This is a genomic window from Rhizobium sp. 01L419, assembly GCF_056400025.1.
Window position 1 is genome coordinate 143,234 of the sequence record NZ_JBFTSM010000018.1, and the last position, 16,129, is coordinate 159,362.

The window sequence follows — 16,129 nt, forward strand, 5'->3', positions numbered from 1 at the left end:
CGCTAGCGTACGGGTGAGGAACCAAGAAACCGCTTGTCCTTTATCTGCTCAGGTGGAGGAACGAACGAATGACATTAGAAGATGACAAGTACGCCCCGTTGGAGAGCGAATTGGTAGGGCTGATGCCAGCGTTGCGGGGTTTTGCGCGAACCTTCCAAAAAAATCCTGGCGACGCCGATGATCTGGTACAAGAAACGCTCGTCAGAGCGCTGAGCCATATCGATCGGTTTCAGCAAGGTACCCGGCTGAAATCATGGCTGTTTACCATCATGCGCAACACGTTCTGCACGCAATACCAGGCAAGAAAGCGTGAAATCCTTGGCGGTGCCGAATGCGCATCGCTGGATGTCTCCGTGTTGGCTGATCAGGAGTGGCATATACGCGGCCGGGAACTCGAAGTCGCTTGCGCTGCACTGAACGAGCCTTATCGATCCGTCTTCGAATATGTGCTGGTCGAAGGGCGTTCGTACGAAGACGCTGCATCACATTTCCACTGTGCGACGGGCACAATCAAGAGCCGGCTCAATCGTGCACGTCTCAAACTGAGCAAGCGCCTTGGTGAAGAAGCCGCTCGTTAGGACGACTCACTGGTACCTTGCTGGAAGATTCCAACGATCATCAACGCCCAAGGGTTCCACCCTTTCGAGTATCACCGCAGGCCTGACGGAGCACCGATCTTTTATTGATAATGCTGCTGATCACGTTGACGTTCCCTTCGCGTCGCATGCGGGCTCCCCGGGCAGACGACACTCCGCTTTGAAGTGAGTGGCGGTGAGTTCGCACGCCGGTTGGGAAATCTAATCATTGACGCGCCCACCGCCGCCTGGGTGAGACGATCGAAGTCGTTCGCCTCTAAATGTCTAGCCGGGCAGCTGGAGAACAGGAATCCGACAAAGGCAACCACCAAGTCTCAAGTTTCGACATGGGGCCCTCCAAATTTTTGAGGGAACAAGTGGTCGTCGGCAAAGTTCCTGCGTTCGAGACGGCGATGATCTTTCCCTCCCCGAGCTGCCGGTGCCAGGCCGGCGTCGCCTCCATTGGATGCCCTCTGGCAGCCTCCCTGCGAGAGGGCATCTTGTTGCCGCCGCTCCACCGAAAGATCATTGGACCTCTATGATTACCTCATCTATGCCTGCCTGCGAACCGGGCTAGGCCATGAGCTTAAGTAACTCCAACCCGGCCGTGGGTTTGGCGACAAAGGTAACGCCCGCTTCCATGTCCTTGTGAGAGAGCTTGACAAGTCCAGATGTCACGATCACGCGGGTTGACGGCCAATGAGAACGAACCTTGGCAACGAGACCAAGGCCATCCAAGCTGCCCGGCATATCGATATCCGTGTAGAGCGTGTCGACGACGTTGTTCTTCAATAGAACCAGCGCCTCGTCGGCGTTCGCTGCCTCTAGGGTCCTGAAGCCTGCTTGATCCAAAAAATCGACAATGTTGTAACGTAGCTGGAACTCGTCCTCGACAACGAGGACAATTCGCGGCTCGTCCTCAACGGTCACGGCTGCCCTTGGTCGTTCCATCACTTCCCTACCGTCGGCCGATGCTTGAGTTGTCTCCAGAAGCTCGCGCTCGAGTACAGCTTGTTGCCAGTGGATCTCGTCCTGGCCGAACGGCTTGCCTGCCTGCTCCCAGAGCGAGTAGGCCCGTGCCGCGATCCATTCATTGCGATTGTTGTTCATAGTTTTCCATCCCGTCTTTGGCGGCTATCTAAACGCTACGCAGCATCACGAGTTCCTTTTGGTGAGCTCGTTAAACCCGGTGACAGCCCGTATGTACGCTGGCGGACGCACAGACGGGGTGAAGGCAGCAAATTCATCATTCCGGGTCTTTGCTCGCCGATCTCTGTTGCGGCCTTTCCGTCGGCTTCACCCCGGCGCCAGCCGGACCATCGAGCGACTCCCTCGAGCAGCCGTTGGCTATCGCGGCGTTAGCAAACCACGGCAGCGCCTGTTGCTTCTGCTAAGCCCTGGCCACTGCTCGTTTCCAAGGATACTCCGCACACGACCTATGGGTTCGGCACGAGATCTCCCACCTGCGACGGGAACTTGGGCTGACGTTGCGGGTTGTTGCAACGAACGGAACGTCATCGACAGGCACCAATGAAATCAACACTCATCATCGACCAATATATCGAGATCTACAGGCAGGGCGGGCTCGTTGCGTTGAACGCGACGCTCGCTGGAATGGAAGCCGCCCATCGGGCTGACATCCTAGAAGCGCTCGAAGGCGTCGGCTTTCTCATCGAATGGCGAACTGCTGTCTCGGAAACCGACCGAGGGGACGGCATCGTGTGGAGCGGGCCGGATTGACGTTGGCCTGAAACTGTCATCAAGACGACCTCCTCATGCAAAGCTTGAGGTATCGATGATCGATGCGGCTATAGCGCTCATCCCCTCATTGAAATAGTAGAGACAGAGCAACCGTCTATTGGGCGAAGGACGGATCGCACATAACCGAGATCGGGAAGGCCGCCGTCGCCACGAACCACATGCTCATCAGACCAGGTTCTCCCGCCATCAGAGCTTGTCTTCAAACGAATACCGCAAGGCTTGGCGCGCACACCATACACCAGGTAAAGGCGACCGTCCGGCAACAGCGTCAGGCTGGGAGGATTGCCACCCCTGCCGGTGTTTTCAACGACTGTCCCGATCCTGCGCCATATGCAGCCCCCGTCCATGGAGCAATAGGCGTCGAGCCAACCGGGACCGTCAACACCGCGGCCGCGGCGAATGACCGAAAGTATCGTTCCGTCGGACAACTGCACGCTCGCTGGCATAATCGCATAATTGTCGGGATCCTTGACGGATGCACCGATCTCGCGAAAGCTCCTGGCGCAGTCCTGTGTCTTGACGCAGCAACAGCGCCTTGTTTGACGAACGGGCGACAATGTCGGTGCGCGCGGCTAAACCGTTGATCGACAGACCAGCGAAGGCATGTGGCCCGTCCCAGCGCTTGCCCCGGTTCCGGCTAACATAGAACCAACTGAGCGCCTCGCCGCCGAGTCCGGTGCGTGCGTCCATGACGATCGTCTCCGGATCGAGAAAATCGACGGGGGATCGTACTGACGTCGGTGCCAGGCGATCCAGATTGTTGCCAGCTTTCAGACCTGGCGAAAGATGTTCGTCAGCCGATAGGCTTTCCGCACCCGGAACACGGCCATTGGAGGGCTCGATGATCCAGCTTCGGCCGGCGTCGAAACTGCGGGCCTGAAGGGGCGGGAAAGGTCTGTTCTTGTCGCGTGCGTGCAATTTTCCCTGGCTGCCTTTGTGCCCGGCCGCGAAAACGACCAGTGCTTCCTCTCCCCAGATCCACGCGCCGTAATTGGCGGGCCAGGCGGCAAAGCCACCTTTTTCCCGGTAGACCTCGTAGTGCTCGATATCCGCTATTGCCCATTGTAGGAGCCTTCAGGAAGGGTTTTGTCACCGAAACGGACCTTGACGTAGAGAATGAAGGCAGACAGGCAGAAGCAGGCCGCCTTCGTTGCAACGATCGGTAGTTCTTCCTGCAGCAGGCCGAACCAAGTCCACAGCGCAAAGCCCGCTACCGTCAACAAATACATTCGGGTCGATATGGCCCCGGTGTCCCTGGTGCTTAAGACCTTGAGCACTTGGGGCACGAAACTCGCAACCGAACATAAAGAGGCCGCATAGCCCACACCTGATGCAATCTCCATCACGTGGTCTCTCAAGCGACCGGGGCAAGTCGCCGGCGCTGCGTCACCCCAGTAGATTCTCTAACATTGTAATCCTCTCGCCCGCCGATGCTGTCACCTTCCTGTAAACCAGACGGTTGCCATGCAGTGCCGCGCCCCCGCTGCGCAAGAGCGATTTGACGAAGCTGGCCTTGGGTTTGGCGCCGAACGTGATCGCCAAGGCATTCGGGCCCGCCTCCAGTCTGACGATGGTGCGGTTTTTGGCTTCGATCTTAAGCCGTGTGAGCCGCAGCAAAGTCAAAACGTCTTCGGGAAGCTCGCCAAAGCGGTCTTCGAACTCCTCCGCAAAGCCGTCGACTTCGGACGCCGAGCTCGCTTTGGCAAGCCTGGTGTAAAGATTGAGACGTAGCGTTGCATCGGGCACGTAATCGGCGGGAATGGAACCACTTGTGCCAATTGCAACCGAGACGGCCGACGATCCATGCGGTGTTGTCTTCGATGTTGCGGCGACCGCCTCTCCGAGGAGCTTGTGGTAGAGGCCGGCACCGATCACTTTCAGATGACCGGCCTGATCCTCGCCGGCGATATCGCCCCCACCCCTGATGTCGAGATCCTGTAAACTGATGGCCAGGCCGGCGCCGGGGCGATCGTTTCCTACCAGTGCCGACAGACGACGACGTGTCTCTTCCGAGACGTCATCCGGTGACCCGGCCAGCAAATAGGCCATCCCCTGAGCTTTTCCTCGACCAACGCGGCCGCGAAGCTGGTGTAACTGGGCCAATCCGAAGCGGTCGGCACGCCAGATAAAAATGGTGTTGGCGCGTGGTAAATCGAGACCGTTTTCGATGATGTTCGTTGACAGAAGAATGTCGCCCTTACCGTCGGCGAAGTCGACGACGACCACGTCGAGTGCTGCGGCCGGCATCTTTCCATGTGCGACCCGCACTGATAGTTCCGGGACAATCTCCTTGAGGAGCTTTGCCAAATGATCGAGATCCTCAATCCGGGGTGCTACGACGAAGCTCTGACCGCCACGCCGATGTTCGCGGATAAGCGCAATGCGCATGGCCGCTGGGTCGAAGGGGATTAAAGATGTCCGGACGGGACGTCGCCCCGCCGGCGGCGTCGTCAACAGGCTGACCTCCTGCAAACCTGCCATGGCTGCCTGCAATGTTCGCGGAATGGGGGTTGCCGACATGGTGAGCCTGTGCAGGCCAGGTGACAGGGTTTTCATCCGCTGCTTGGCTCGTGTTCCGAAGCGCTGCTCCTCGTCGATAACCACTAGTGCGAGATGTGCGAAGCCGACGTCCTTAGCCAATATCGCCTCCGTTGCCACAATGATACCGATCTTGCCATCAGCGAGCTCCTCTTTCACCCTTGAGGCCTCCTTGGCTGGAACAGCGCGTGACAACATGGCAACCCGAATACCGGTGCCTGCAAAGCGGCGCTCGAAGGTTGAAAAATGCTGGCGCGTCAAGACAGTGGTTGGCGAGATGACGGCAATCTGGCCGCCGCATAGCGCTACCGTTGCTGCAGCCCTCAGCGCAACTTCCGTCTTGCCAAAGCCGACATCCCCGCAGACAAGGCGGTTCATTTGTCGGCCCGAGCGAAGATCCGCAACGACTGAATCGATTGCTCCGCCTTGATCGACTGTCACCATAAACGGAAAACGCGCCACGAACTGTTCATAATCGCGCCGGGGTGGGACGAACGAGGGGGCGGTCGTCTCCTGCCTCTGCCTGGTAAGCCGGCAAAGGTGCCGCGCGGCCAGGCGGATATCCTTAGCGATGGCTGCCCGCCGCTTTGCCCATGCCTCGGTGTGCAAGCGATCGAGTGGCACAGCCTCTGGCACGCCGCCATATCGCCAGATCTTGCCGAAATCCTCCATCGGTACAAGGATCGATGCGCCGTCGCGATAAACGAGTCATGCCGCGTCCTGGTTTTGCCCGTCGACTTGGATTGTTTCCAGATCACGCAAAATGCCGATTCCATGGTCCTCGTGAACGACTGCATCGCCGATCTGAAGATCGGGCTCTGCAAGCGCCTGTGGAGTGCCCGTCGGGGAGCGCGGGCCCACGACATCGCCAAGTGCGATTACCACGAGGTTTTCGGACGAACGGGTAAAACCTCGCTCCAGGTCACAGGAGAATTTCAAAAGCGACCCGGGCTTAGCCTGTTCGACGGCCGATAAGCTCCCAACGGTTTCGATCCTGACCTTGCTTGCGCGCTCGGCGCGCCTCGACAGATTCTCAAATAGATCGCCCCGGCCGGTAATGACTACCCTCCAGTTCGACTGCAATGCATTTGTCACAAAGTCGGTGAAGGCCCGGCGCGGGTTGGGACTATCGTAAAATCGTGGCGCATCCTCTGCCCCACCCATGTCCAAGAAAGTGGATGGCTGCCTGCGCGTCGCCTCCAGCCATTCGGTCCGATCGAGATAGAGCGAGTGTCCTGTCGCCTGCGAGCGGCCACGCAGGTCGCAATGGGCCTGCCGAGCGTCGTCTAAGATCGCGTGATAGCTTGCAGTCCTCTTCTCGGAACCCGCCGCATACAGCACAGGAACGTTGCCGAGCGCGTCAAACACTGTCTCCAGTGTTCCGTAGGTGCTCAACAAATGTCGCTCCATGTCGAGCGGCGACTGCGACTGTGCGATGTCGCCCTCACCGGAACAACTGTGCGCGGAAATTACTTCAGAGGCGGGTCCGAAGCAAATCTCATCCTTGCTTTCGCGTGTTCTCTGGCTGAGCGCATCGAAGGTGCGCAGTTCAACGATCCGGCCCTGATCGGACAACAGGACGCGGATCGGCGCCTCGCTGCTGGCGGGGAAGATGTCGATGACGTCGGCGCGGATACTATATTCGCCATGATCGTCGACGACGGCGCCCTCCACATAACCCGTGCATTGTGCAAATCGCTCAAACGCTGCCTGATCAAAGATCTCACCCACCGCCAGCTTAAACCGATGGGCCGAAACCACTGCCTTTGGTGGAACACGCTGAAGCAGCGCGTCGAGGGATGTGACCAGCAGAGGTGACCGCTCGGCGCGATGAGTCCAAGCCCAGAGTGCTTCCATTCTGCGTCCCATGCACAGTCGTGAAGGCGGCACCCGGTCGTAGGGAAGGCAGTCCCAGGGCGGCAAAAAGACGGGTTCGAATTCCGGCTCGAGACAGCGAACCGCATCAACGACTGCCGATGCCGTGCCTTCGCTCAGCGCAACGTAAGCGATCCTCTGACCATTGTCTGCGGCTGCGACAAGGCGGGTTGCAATGAATGTGGCGGGCTGGCGTTCGATTTTTTCTGAAGGGTCCGTTGGTTCAGCCGTGGCGCGGTCGGATAGGTCTGTAGCTCGCAAGAAAATGGTCCTATTCGCAGTGCGATGCGTGACTTTGCATCCCGGTTCAATCTCAATTAAAATTGCAGGGGCTCTCAACCGAGGCAGCAACCGCTGCCGCTGTTGGCCGCTTCCAAGTCCTCAGCCTTTTGGAGTTCGATTCCCCGCTGAGGGGATTTCGCCGCCATGGTCGCAAGCCAAGAGCGCAAGACCTTCGCGCTCAGTGCCTTTGTCCGCTTCAGTTTGGCGATGCCCCTTTCCTGACCATTTGAGCACCCCTGGTATCCGCCGGCGCGGGCACCTTCCCGCTCGCTTTCCCTCAGCGCTTTTCTGTCAATTGGGATCGCATTCACCCGCAGGCTCTAGCTCCGCTGTTCCGCCTGCTGTCTCGCCGCCTTTAGCCTGGCACTTTTTTCGCTCCGGCGCTTTCGTTCATCTTCCAGCGCGTCGCGGGCAGCGCGGTCTGTTTGCTCGAACGCTTCTCGCCTCTGGGTAAGCGATGTGGACAAGCGTCGTCGGGGCGCGGCAGTATCATCAGCCATCTTGTGTTCTCCCGTGTTGATGGGGAGGAAACGCTTTAACCGCGCCAACGATACATAGCTGTACGCTAGCGGACGAACCAGATTCTGCTTCCGGATCGAACCGCCCGCATTGTCATCCGATAAGGCCTCCAAAATGCTCGCTGGTTGGAACCAGTTTCCGACGTTTTTGGTTTTGGTGTTTCCATGTCTCATGACTACAGGTGCTCGTTGCATGCCTCAGATCCGGACGAGCGTGTCCATGAACCCGGCCCAGGAAGCCAGGATCAGGCGCGTGGTGCGGCTTGCCCGGCTTATGGATACAGCCGTTCGAATTCCGGCTTAGGCATTCGGCTCGGTGCCGACGCCGCTCTCACTCTCATTCACGGAGTAGGGGACGTCGCCGGTTCCTTGATCGGGCTCGTCATCGTCAACGAAGCGCGGCGATTGGGCCTCCCGCCACACAAGCTCGCGGCCATGCTCGTCAACCTGGGGCTCGACACTGCATGCGGTCTGTTCCCCGTGATCGGCGATATTTCTTCAAATCCCACCGCCGCAATGCGGCAATCGTTCTGGAACACTTCGACTTGAATTGATCTCGTTTATGAGGAGGTCGGGTGATAGGCTGCAGTGGCGAGCGGATCGATTTCTCATCCTTCGAGGATGGTCGCCACGCAATGTCGGCATGAGAGCTCTCTTAAAGCAGACAAGATACTGTCTCAGCCGCACAGGTCGCGGTGCACTCATCCGTCTGTTGTTTTGGTGGCGCACAAAAAGAAGCGAGAAGGATTGTCGGTTGCTCAACGCATTCGAGCCTCACCATGAGTGCGCCTCCGGGGTGATGGGAACCTGGCGTTTATGTGCGCTTGCGCGGTACGTCGTGAGAATTTTCCGAAAGGCGGACTCTGCGATACGCTTGCCTTCAAGGAAGTCATCGACTTCGTCGTAGGTGACGCCATACACGTCCTCGTCGGGTCGCAGGGGCGCGTCCGTTTCAAGATCGGCGGTCGGAATCTTGAGGACGAGGTCTTCCGGCGCTCCAAGATGCGTCGCGATGGCCCGCACGCGTCGTTTTGTAAGGCCCGCGAGCGGCAATATGTCCGCCGCGCCGTCGCCAAACTTGGTAAAGAAGCCCATTAGAGCTTCTGCTGCCTGGTCGGTGCCGACAACAAGACCTCGCATCATGCCGGCAAGCGCATATTGGGCAATCATGCGCTGGCGAGCCTTGATATTACCGAGATGAAAATCAAGGCGGGCCGGCTCGATAAGGTCTGTCGCGTCATTTCTGAGAGCGTCGAGCATGGCGTCTGCAGCGGGCATGATGTCGACGGTCGCAACCCGATCAGGGGCGATCACCTGAAGGGCTTTCTGGGCGTCATCCTCGTCCGCCTGCCTGCCGTAAGGCAGGCGCATGGCTACAAACTGTGCGTGCTGCCCATTGACGCGGAGGAGACGAACCGCAGCTTGCGCCAACAGACCGGCGGTCAAAGAATCGACGCCTCCGCTGATACCAAGAATAAGGGAATGGCAGGACGCGGCCTGCAGATAATCGGCTAGAAATCGGATCCTGTGACGCGCTTCCTTGCCCGGATCAAAGGACGCCGTCACACCGAGCCGCTCGGCAATCTCTCTTTGCTGATCCTCAGTGTACAGCATCTGCATCTCCGGCTCGATAAGGCAGCAACTTCGTTCTCCGACCATTGTTCCGTGGGGAGCAAAGGGAGGCGCTGGACCGGCCACTATGCCTGAGGCGACAGAGGACGGTTCTCGCGCCAAGGATTTGCCGGCCCTGCGTGACCGCTGCAGATCATCTGGAACCTGCGCCATTCCCCAAAAAGGCCCCTGTTTCAAGAAGGTCGAGCTGCACCGAAAATCGGTCGCCGAGCAGTTCGAGCGAGGCATCATGTGTGTCGTCGGCGCCGCTGCAAACTGCATCCGTGATCAGGCGGATGCGATATCCGAGATCGATTGCACCGAGTACAGCGGCAAGCACGCAGACATCCGTCTCGCCGCCTGTGATGACGAGCGTCTCTACCGCTTCGGCCTGAAGTACGCGGTGAAGCTCGCCGCTCATCCAGGGGGAATAGGTCATTTTATCGAAAACACGGGCCGGTGGCACGAAAACGCGCAGCTCGGGAACGAGATCGACGAGATCCAGGTCGAGACGGTCGAGCGTCATGACCTCCCACTTCTGGTAGTAGGCCTGCCAGGCGCCCGGCATTTGATCGGCCTGAGAGGGGGGGATAAACCGCGTGAAGATCGTTTTGTCCGGATAGCGCCCAACAATTTCGGCGATGGCCGGCGAAACCTTCGACATCCAGGGAACGCTCCACGGCGTGTCTTCCGCAAACATTCGCTGCATGTCGATGCACAGATGAACCCAGTTTCCGTTCAATTTCCTGCCTTTCCCTGCCAGAGATCGTTCAAACCTCGTTTGCTGGCAGAGGTTCCAAGCAAGTTCGGACACTCAGGCAAAATTAACGCGGGACTCCGTCGGACTTTACCGGCTCGTGGCCGTCCTCTCACGCGGCAGCGTTCCCAGGGCTCTGTGTTTGCAAAGCCGGGCTGCGGCAGCATGGATTTGGCCGCTGATTTAGTGTGCGGATCCCCTCACACAGTGGTTTCCCTGATGGAAGCCTCTGCGCATGGGCGAAGTTAGGAGACATCATTCACCGCTTATCGCATTGAAACCCGAACTGCCCCGGCGCCGTAGAGGACCCGCTGGACGATGCCGACCTGGTTGATCTGAGCATCGACGGTTACATCGATTTCCTCCGCCGTCGGAGCGTCTTTCCGGTTGCCGCCGTCGTGGAACGCGTCGCCACCAGAAGGGATGTCACCGACTGAGTTTCGCTCCCCTACCGGCCGGGCGAATATTTGGGCACGGGCAAGTCCATGCTGCTGCACGAGATGCTCGATTGCGATATCCGCCGCCTCGCGGGTCCGGAAGGTCCCGGTAATGCTGCTTTTGTTGTCATCGGCCATCAATCGAGCTCCTTGCTGTCGAAGGAGGTAACGAGAGACGGTCGTCCTTGTTTCACGCGAAGCTACACAAACTGCGGCCCGGCGCAGATCGCGCAATGGTTGACCTGTCTTCATCTCGTCTGCAAGCAGCACCGCAGTTTTAACGTGGGTCTTTTCCCCGAAGGCCGCTGATGGAGACCCGAGCGTGTAAACTGCAAAGCAACCCGGCGGAACTCGCGCACTGCTTGGAGGTTTCTGCAGGACTTGAATGAGAGTGATGACAGCAAAATGCCGTACGACTCCAAAGGCCGGCTTTCCACACCGCATGGTTTGGTTGGTCGGAGCCAAGCCGCCGTTGCCAGCCAACCGCCTGCAATCGGCAGACGGAGGTGACTTGAGATCAGCTTGAGCTCTCCGATGGCGCGGAACCAAACTGGTCGTCAGGTGTGTCCCCAAAAAGGAGATAGATATGCAAGTTAAAGACGTGATGACGAAACAGGTGATCAGCGTCGCGCCCGACACCAGCATTCGTGACGTTGCCCGGCTCATGTCAGAGATTGATGCGGGCATTATTCCAGTCATTGACGGAGACACTTTCGGCATCGTGACCGACAGAGACATTGTCGTTCGTGCCGTTGCGGAGAGCATCGATGTCGCAAGACCTATTTCCGAAATCATGACGAGCGGGGTTGAAAGCTGCTTGGGATCGGACGAACTGAGGGAGGCGGCCCATCGAATGTCGGAACTTCAGATGCGGCGACTTCTCGTGTTCGATGATACTGGATCGATTAGCGGAATCCTCTCACTGGGAGACATCGCGCGCTTGAATGAGGAGCTTGCGGGTGTGACGCTGGAAGAAATTTCAGGCGACGAGATCCGATAGAATGCGCTAAGCCTCGGCAAAATACGCAAGCGATGCTTTGAGTGGCAGTCATGGCGCTGCACCCCAATGTGCCCGTGAAGACTGACAGGCTGTTTACTGGCCCCGGCCGATGCCAAATTCGCCTCGGGGATCGAGCCACTGCCGCAAGGAGCACAAAGACAGGTGAATACCTGTCTCAATGGAGCCCGCCCACTCAGCATCGTTTGAGCAACGGTCAAGAGGATCGGGGCGGCTGCGTCCCAAGCGAGGCTAGTGCTCTTCTTCCTCTTCATCGGCGTGGCCCATCCCGATCGGCTGCGCGAGCCATGGGCTCGACCAGCATCCCAAAGGAACCGGCGTTGTTCGGCGACGTTGGGGATCTGAAACAGGAGTAAATCGGATGACGCTTTTCGGGAAAATTCGGAACCCCGGGCATGTCGATGAATGCCCAATCGTGCTTGCCAGTGCCCTGACACCGGGAGTTCTGTCTGTCTGGAGCAGGAAGACAAAGGCGAGGTTGAGCAAGGCCGGTCAGAGGGAAAAGGAAACGCAATCAACTCGTCGCGAGGTCGATCAGCAGCTCCAGGATCGACCCGGCCCGATGATACCGCACTGATCAGCAGCAAAGAAACTGTCACGATAGTAGGATCGGATAGTCGCACATCGCCAACTGCCGCGATGATGAATCGTTGCGACCCTTGCGCGCTGGTTGGAGCCCGTCGAGGAAGCGCGCATCCGGGAACCTCGAGCCAAGGTGAGAGGCATCAATCCGGAAAGGCTGCTGCAGATTTGCTTTGGGCGTAAAGTCTATAGCCCAGGGCGACGCCGCCGCTGTTTGCAACAGCTTTCTGGAACCAACTCAGGCATCTGAAGTTTGAGCTGTAGCGTAAAGGAGGTAGAGCATGAACACCGTTCTTAAGTCGGTACTGATACCATTGCTCCTGGGTGGCGCCATAATGCCGTCAGCGGCCCACGCACAGGTGGAATTGCATATCGGCCCCGGGGGCGTCGACGTGCAGAACCGTGATCGCGATCGCTATGTCGATCCGGGATACGAACGCGGTCCGCGCCGGCGCTGCGATCCGCGTGATGCACTTGATAACGCCCGCGATGCGGGCCTCCGCCGCCCACAGATTATCCGCGAAACCTCACGGAGCATCACCGTTCAGGGTTTCACGCGAAACGGAAGGTCTGACCGCATCAGCTTCGCCAATGTCAGAGGTTGCCCCGAAATTTAGCGGGGCTTGCGCGACTGCCATCGCGACGCATTATTACGACGTCTTTGGCATGGATTTAGACCTGCCACCGGTCGAAAAGAGCTGAGCTGATAGTGGGCGGTGGCGGCAGGCACGTTGGGCTGAGGCGGGCTCTTCGATATCGAGCCCCGGGGACGCGGGAGACGGGAAGGCAGTTCGAAATGGTATGGGAACATTTTGGCGCTACTCGAATTAAGATTCGTCTTCGCTTGCCCGCGAGCGCCAGCGGACATCATCAACCAATCGTATAGGAGGAGCCATCATGGCATCGACAAAGACCCTAGATGACCTGTTTCTTGATACTCTCAAGGACATTTACTTCGCCGAAAAGCAGATCTTGAGGGCTCTGCCGAAGATGGCGCGTGCGGCCCAGTCCGAGGAAGGCAAGGCGGGGTTTCTGCAGCACCGTGACGAGACGCAGGGGCAGATCGAGCGCCTCGAGCAGGTCTTCGAACTTCTCGGCAAACCGGCGCGTGGTAAGACCTGCGAGGCGATCCAGGGCATCATCGCCGAAGGCGATGAAATCATGGAAGAATTCAAGGGGTCAGCCGCTCTCGATGCCGGCCTGATCTCGTCGGCCCAAGCCGTCGAACACTACGAAATCGCGCGCTACGGCACGCTGATTGCCTGGGCGAACCAGCTCGGCCTCAAGGGTGCCGTGCCGCTCCTGAAGGCCAATCTTGCCGAAGAAGAGGCCACCGACAAAAAGCTCACCCAACTCGCGCAAGCCCAAGCCAACCCCAAGGGTCAAAAGGTCGCCTGACGACTACGACATTGCCAGAAGCCGCCCGGAATGGGCGGCTTTTTTGTATTCTCAAGCGATGTCAACGGCAACGGAGCTTTCGAGAGCCGAACGGAATCGACACGGGGCCCGATCCACGATCAGAAACTCCATCGCGACGAACGTGGCGAGCTCCCTCAGTCGGTCGGAGATGAGAGGCTCCCAGGCATGCTCTCAGCGATGGCTCCCATGTCGTGGAAAGACCGTCATTCCAACACAAGCGCATCCCCGTCACACACGCGGCTAAGGCGCCAGTATTTTTAGAATCCTTGCTGACTACGGGCGAGCAGACGTCCGTGTTTCGTGCAGCAGGCATCTTTGATTTTCCCCGCATGCCGACCATCACAGCCGGGCCCGACAAGCGCTCGCTCATGGTAAGATCGGACCGCATTGGCAGGCTTGGGATCGCTGCTTTGCCCGCCCAATCCTAGTCGCGGCGGTGTCGAAACGCCTTCCGCATTCGTTTTCTCTCCCGGCTGATTTCCAAGAGGTAATCGACATAGCCGACGCAGAAGTAGAGGAGCTGGCGACCAGCAACAGCAAGGACCAGCAGCAGGGCGATTTTGATCATCGATTCGATGTCCGGTTTGATTGTTCAAACAAAACATCCGGCGAAAACGCGATGTTCCAGGCATCCGCGTCCCTGTCGTCCACCCACGACCCAATCCGCTGTTGGTTGTTGCTTTTCACGGGTTCGACGCTCTTGTTCCACGACCGTCCAACGAAACCGATCGTTGACGCACAACGTTCCTCCTGAAGATCGAATAACAGGAACCAATTCCGCGATCGGTTGTTATGTGCACAAAGAGGAGAATCATGTGTCGAACGTCCTGCGCGGCGGCGATGATGCCGTCAACAACGCCACTAACCCCAATGAATTCGGTCGCTCCGTGGAGAGCCACGCCCAAATGCGCGACGCTCGTGCGGAGCCAGGCGATCTGACCGAGGCCATGAATATTTATCGACTGGAGCCCATCGCGGCTGTCGATGATCCGCGGTGGAACAATAGTGCCAACCACGGGGTCGTGATTGTCGCAGCGCGCACGTCCGGCGATGCGCGTATCGTGGCTTCTGGCCGCGAGCTTGATTTCATGGAGATTGACGCGGCCCCGGCCGAAGACGTTACCACGATCAACGCAAGCGCTTTCCGCGACGACAAGCTCTACACGGTCATCGAAATTGATCGCAATCGGACAGATGTCGCGAGAGGCTTAATCGAGGGCGAGATCTCCGTCGCCACGATCCTCCCCGTGCAGGTGGACTGAGCGCGATTTTTTGGATTGATGTCGCGCCTCGAGGCAGCGCAGAGAGCGTCGAGCCATCAGGCGTTGACGCTCTCATGCAGAGTGTCGTCTGCTGTGAACCCCCGGCGTTCACCTCAGATACCTGAGCGCGCCCTTGATACTCATGCAACGGAACTGCAGAGACGCATCCCACAACGAGCCTGTTCTAAAGCGGAAATCATTGTTTAGGCGAGTGCCGCATGCCGGGCAGGTAACCGCGTTTGTCGAAACTATCCGACGACGCTCGCACCGAGACGCACAACGCACTTGCCAAAGGTCGCCTCGGATCATCGTTCCTCGATCATGCCCTCGTTCCCCCGTACGGCGAGCTAGTGGTGACCAGGGCGGGTGCCTTGTCTGATCGTTATTTGCTGCCCGATCCCGGCTCTGCCATCTTGGCGTGCTGGTGGGCCAGCATGCTGGCGGGGGTGACGTTGGCGACGGCAGCTTGCAGCTTGTTCTTCCAGCCGCTGACGACATCGCCTTCACCATCCAACATGGCGTCGTAGCCGATGCGGGCTACGTCGGCAGGATCATCTTTCTTCGATTGGCCGATCGACGTATCCATCAGATCCGCCCGCTTGAAGAATTCTGTTTCGGTTGCACCCGGCATCAGGCAGCTCACGGTGACGCCACTATCCTTAAGCTCTTCGCGCAAAGCGAAGGAGAAGCTGTTGATGAAGGCTTTCGTGCCGTTATAGACGGCCTGGTAAGAGCCAGGCATGAAACCGGCAATCGAACCGGTGAGAAGGATGCGTCCTTGACCACGCGCCCGCATGTGAACGCCGATCTGCTGAACAAGGTAGATCGTGCCGGTAATATTCGTGTCGACGACCTTCCGAGCCTCTTCAAAATCCTGATCGAGAAATCCCTTGCCGAGACCCCGGCCTGCATTCGCCATCAGGAGATCGACCGACCGGCCGTCGGCTTCGACGTATTCCATCAGTTTATCGACACCCTGAACGGTGGACAGATCGGCCTCGACCGCCTCGACCGCCACTCCGAATTCCTTGAGTTTTGCGGCTGCCTGGGCAATGCGCGCTTCATCCGCAGCGATGATGAGGTCATAGCCATCCTGTGCCGCGCATTTGGCAAGTTCAAAACCGATGCCGGTGGACGCTCCTGTCACGACGGCGAAACCCCTTATCGAAGCAATATCAGCCATGTCGCTTCTCCTTATGGCTTGAGGACAACCTTGATGCAGCCGTCCTGTTTGTCGCGGAAGGTCTTATAGAGGTCAGGGCCATCCTCCAGCGATGCGCGGTGGGTGATGATGAAGGACGGGTCGATCTCGCCCTTCTGGATGCGCTCCATCAGCAGCGGCAGGTAGCGCTGCACCGGTGTCTGGGCCATCTTGAAAGTCAGGCCGCGGTTGATCGCCGAGCCCATCGGGATCTTGTCAAGCAAGCCGCCATAGACGCCGACGATGGAGACCGTGCCGAAGTTGCGGCAGCAATAGATCGCCTGACGGAGGAC

16 protein-coding genes and 2 pseudogenes are annotated in these 16,129 nt (G+C 58.5%); 7 read left to right on the forward strand and 11 right to left on the reverse strand.

All coding sequences use genetic code 11. From position 1 onward, the window contains the following. Positions 1-68: 68 nt before the first annotated feature. Positions 69-578 (forward strand): sigma-70 family RNA polymerase sigma factor, encoded by a 510-nt coding sequence (locus AC1DUP_RS29215; RefSeq protein ID WP_113301892.1) that lies wholly within the window; start codon positions 69-71, stop codon positions 576-578. 570 nt (positions 579-1,148) lie between these two features. Here AC1DUP_RS29215 and AC1DUP_RS29220 read toward each other — a convergent pair. Further along, positions 1,149-1,685 (reverse strand): response regulator, encoded by a 537-nt coding sequence (locus tag AC1DUP_RS29220; protein WP_113308638.1) that lies wholly within the window; start codon positions 1,683-1,685, stop codon positions 1,149-1,151. A gap of 420 nt (positions 1,686-2,105) precedes the next feature. Here AC1DUP_RS29220 and AC1DUP_RS29225 point away from each other — a divergent pair, with 420 nt between their 5' ends. Further along, complete coding sequence (locus AC1DUP_RS29225) at positions 2,106-2,315, forward strand: hypothetical protein (RefSeq protein ID WP_113301890.1); 210 nt, start codon at positions 2,106-2,108, stop codon at positions 2,313-2,315. A gap of 399 nt (positions 2,316-2,714) precedes the next feature. Here AC1DUP_RS29225 and AC1DUP_RS29230 read toward each other — a convergent pair whose 3' ends face one another. The 4 genes from AC1DUP_RS29230 to AC1DUP_RS29245 form a co-directional block, all read right to left on the reverse strand. Next, a complete protein-coding gene (locus AC1DUP_RS29230) occupies positions 2,715-3,026 on the reverse strand; it encodes a hypothetical protein (protein ID WP_477836177.1) in 312 nt (103 codons plus the stop codon). A 362-nt stretch (positions 3,027-3,388) separates the two neighbouring features. Next, positions 3,389-3,679 (reverse strand): SemiSWEET family transporter, encoded by a 291-nt coding sequence (locus tag AC1DUP_RS29235; protein ID WP_113308639.1) that lies wholly within the window; start codon positions 3,677-3,679, stop codon positions 3,389-3,391. 43 nt (positions 3,680-3,722) lie between these two features. Further along, positions 3,723-5,546 (reverse strand): helicase-related protein, encoded by a 1,824-nt coding sequence (locus AC1DUP_RS29240; protein WP_477836179.1) that lies wholly within the window; start codon positions 5,544-5,546, stop codon positions 3,723-3,725. Between the two features lie 36 nt (positions 5,547-5,582). After that, a complete protein-coding gene (locus tag AC1DUP_RS29245) occupies positions 5,583-7,010 on the reverse strand; it encodes a CarD family transcriptional regulator (protein WP_477836181.1) in 1,428 nt (475 codons plus the stop codon). A 732-nt stretch (positions 7,011-7,742) separates the two neighbouring features. On the opposite strand from AC1DUP_RS29245, the pseudogene AC1DUP_RS29250 reads away from it, so the two are divergent. Beyond that, positions 7,743-8,103: pseudogene (locus AC1DUP_RS29250) on the forward strand (DUF4112 domain-containing protein). Between the two features lie 220 nt (positions 8,104-8,323). Here AC1DUP_RS29250 and nadE read toward each other — a convergent pair. The 3 genes from nadE to AC1DUP_RS29265 form a co-directional block, all read right to left on the reverse strand. After that, positions 8,324-9,163 (reverse strand): ammonia-dependent NAD(+) synthetase, encoded by an 840-nt coding sequence (nadE, locus tag AC1DUP_RS29255; RefSeq protein ID WP_477836206.1) that lies wholly within the window; start codon positions 9,161-9,163, stop codon positions 8,324-8,326. Positions 9,164-9,314: 151 nt separating this feature from the next. Beyond that, positions 9,315-9,902, reverse strand: coding sequence for a cysteine hydrolase family protein (locus tag AC1DUP_RS29260; RefSeq protein ID WP_477836183.1), 588 nt, complete (start codon positions 9,900-9,902; stop codon positions 9,315-9,317). 281 nt (positions 9,903-10,183) lie between these two features. Beyond that, positions 10,184-10,492, reverse strand: a complete 309-nt coding sequence (locus tag AC1DUP_RS29265) for a hypothetical protein (protein WP_477836185.1) — start codon at positions 10,490-10,492, stop codon at positions 10,184-10,186. A gap of 448 nt (positions 10,493-10,940) precedes the next feature. Between AC1DUP_RS29265 and AC1DUP_RS29270 the strand changes: the two genes are divergently transcribed. The 3 genes from AC1DUP_RS29270 (at position 10,941) to AC1DUP_RS29280 (ending at position 13,352) form a co-directional block, all read left to right on the forward strand. After that, a complete protein-coding gene (locus AC1DUP_RS29270; RefSeq protein ID WP_113301883.1) occupies positions 10,941-11,354 on the forward strand; it encodes a CBS domain-containing protein in 414 nt (137 codons plus the stop codon). Positions 11,355-12,235: 881 nt separating this feature from the next. Then, positions 12,236-12,571: a hypothetical protein gene (locus AC1DUP_RS29275; protein WP_113301881.1), complete on the forward strand. Its 336-nt coding sequence runs from the start codon at positions 12,236-12,238 to the stop codon at positions 12,569-12,571. 280 nt (positions 12,572-12,851) lie between these two features. Beyond that, positions 12,852-13,352 carry a YciE/YciF ferroxidase family protein gene (locus AC1DUP_RS29280; RefSeq protein WP_113301880.1) on the forward strand — a complete coding sequence of 167 codons (501 nt, stop codon included), beginning with the start codon at positions 12,852-12,854 and terminating at the stop codon, positions 13,350-13,352. Between the two features lie 445 nt (positions 13,353-13,797). Here AC1DUP_RS29280 and AC1DUP_RS29285 read toward each other — a convergent pair whose 3' ends face one another. Then, a complete protein-coding gene (locus AC1DUP_RS29285) occupies positions 13,798-13,941 on the reverse strand; it encodes a hypothetical protein (protein ID WP_477836188.1) in 144 nt (47 codons plus the stop codon). 247 nt (positions 13,942-14,188) lie between these two features. Between AC1DUP_RS29285 and AC1DUP_RS29290 the strand changes: the two genes are divergently transcribed. Continuing rightward, a complete protein-coding gene (locus AC1DUP_RS29290; RefSeq protein ID WP_477836190.1) occupies positions 14,189-14,635 on the forward strand; it encodes a hypothetical protein in 447 nt (148 codons plus the stop codon). A 382-nt stretch (positions 14,636-15,017) separates the two neighbouring features. On the opposite strand, the gene AC1DUP_RS29295 is transcribed toward AC1DUP_RS29290, so the two are convergent. Both AC1DUP_RS29295 and AC1DUP_RS29300 read right to left on the reverse strand, forming a co-directional pair. Continuing rightward, positions 15,018-15,818: an SDR family NAD(P)-dependent oxidoreductase gene (locus AC1DUP_RS29295; RefSeq protein WP_477836192.1), complete on the reverse strand. Its 801-nt coding sequence runs from the start codon at positions 15,816-15,818 to the stop codon at positions 15,018-15,020. A gap of 11 nt (positions 15,819-15,829) precedes the next feature. After that, positions 15,830-16,129 (reverse strand): annotated as a pseudogene (locus AC1DUP_RS29300) (glutathione-dependent formaldehyde dehydrogenase); the annotation flags it as partial.

What these genes read in the sequence shown, in the direction of transcription:
- AC1DUP_RS29295 (WP_477836192.1), bottom strand. Translation starts at nt 15,818, where the DNA reads ATGGCTGATATTGCTTCGATAAGGGGTTTCGCCGTCGTGACAGGAGCG.
- AC1DUP_RS29270 (WP_113301883.1), top strand. Translation starts at nt 10,941, where the DNA reads ATGCAAGTTAAAGACGTGATGACGAAACAGGTGATCAGCGTCGCGCCC.
- AC1DUP_RS29240 (WP_477836179.1), bottom strand. Translation starts at nt 5,546, where the DNA reads ATGGAGGATTTCGGCAAGATCTGGCGATATGGCGGCGTGCCAGAGGCT.
- AC1DUP_RS29265 (WP_477836185.1), bottom strand. Translation starts at nt 10,492, where the DNA reads ATGGCCGATGACAACAAAAGCAGCATTACCGGGACCTTCCGGACCCGC.
- AC1DUP_RS29215 (WP_113301892.1), top strand. Translation starts at nt 69, where the DNA reads ATGACATTAGAAGATGACAAGTACGCCCCGTTGGAGAGCGAATTGGTA.
- AC1DUP_RS29285 (WP_477836188.1), bottom strand. Translation starts at nt 13,941, where the DNA reads ATGATCAAAATCGCCCTGCTGCTGGTCCTTGCTGTTGCTGGTCGCCAG.
- AC1DUP_RS29275 (WP_113301881.1), top strand. Translation starts at nt 12,236, where the DNA reads ATGAACACCGTTCTTAAGTCGGTACTGATACCATTGCTCCTGGGTGGC.
- AC1DUP_RS29220 (WP_113308638.1), bottom strand. Translation starts at nt 1,685, where the DNA reads ATGAACAACAATCGCAATGAATGGATCGCGGCACGGGCCTACTCGCTC.
- AC1DUP_RS29280 (WP_113301880.1), top strand. Translation starts at nt 12,852, where the DNA reads ATGGCATCGACAAAGACCCTAGATGACCTGTTTCTTGATACTCTCAAG.
- AC1DUP_RS29230 (WP_477836177.1), bottom strand. Translation starts at nt 3,026, where the DNA reads ATGGACGCACGCACCGGACTCGGCGGCGAGGCGCTCAGTTGGTTCTAT.
- nadE (WP_477836206.1), bottom strand. Translation starts at nt 9,163, where the DNA reads ATGCTGTACACTGAGGATCAGCAAAGAGAGATTGCCGAGCGGCTCGGT.
- AC1DUP_RS29235 (WP_113308639.1), bottom strand. Translation starts at nt 3,679, where the DNA reads ATGGAGATTGCATCAGGTGTGGGCTATGCGGCCTCTTTATGTTCGGTT.
- AC1DUP_RS29225 (WP_113301890.1), top strand. Translation starts at nt 2,106, where the DNA reads ATGAAATCAACACTCATCATCGACCAATATATCGAGATCTACAGGCAG.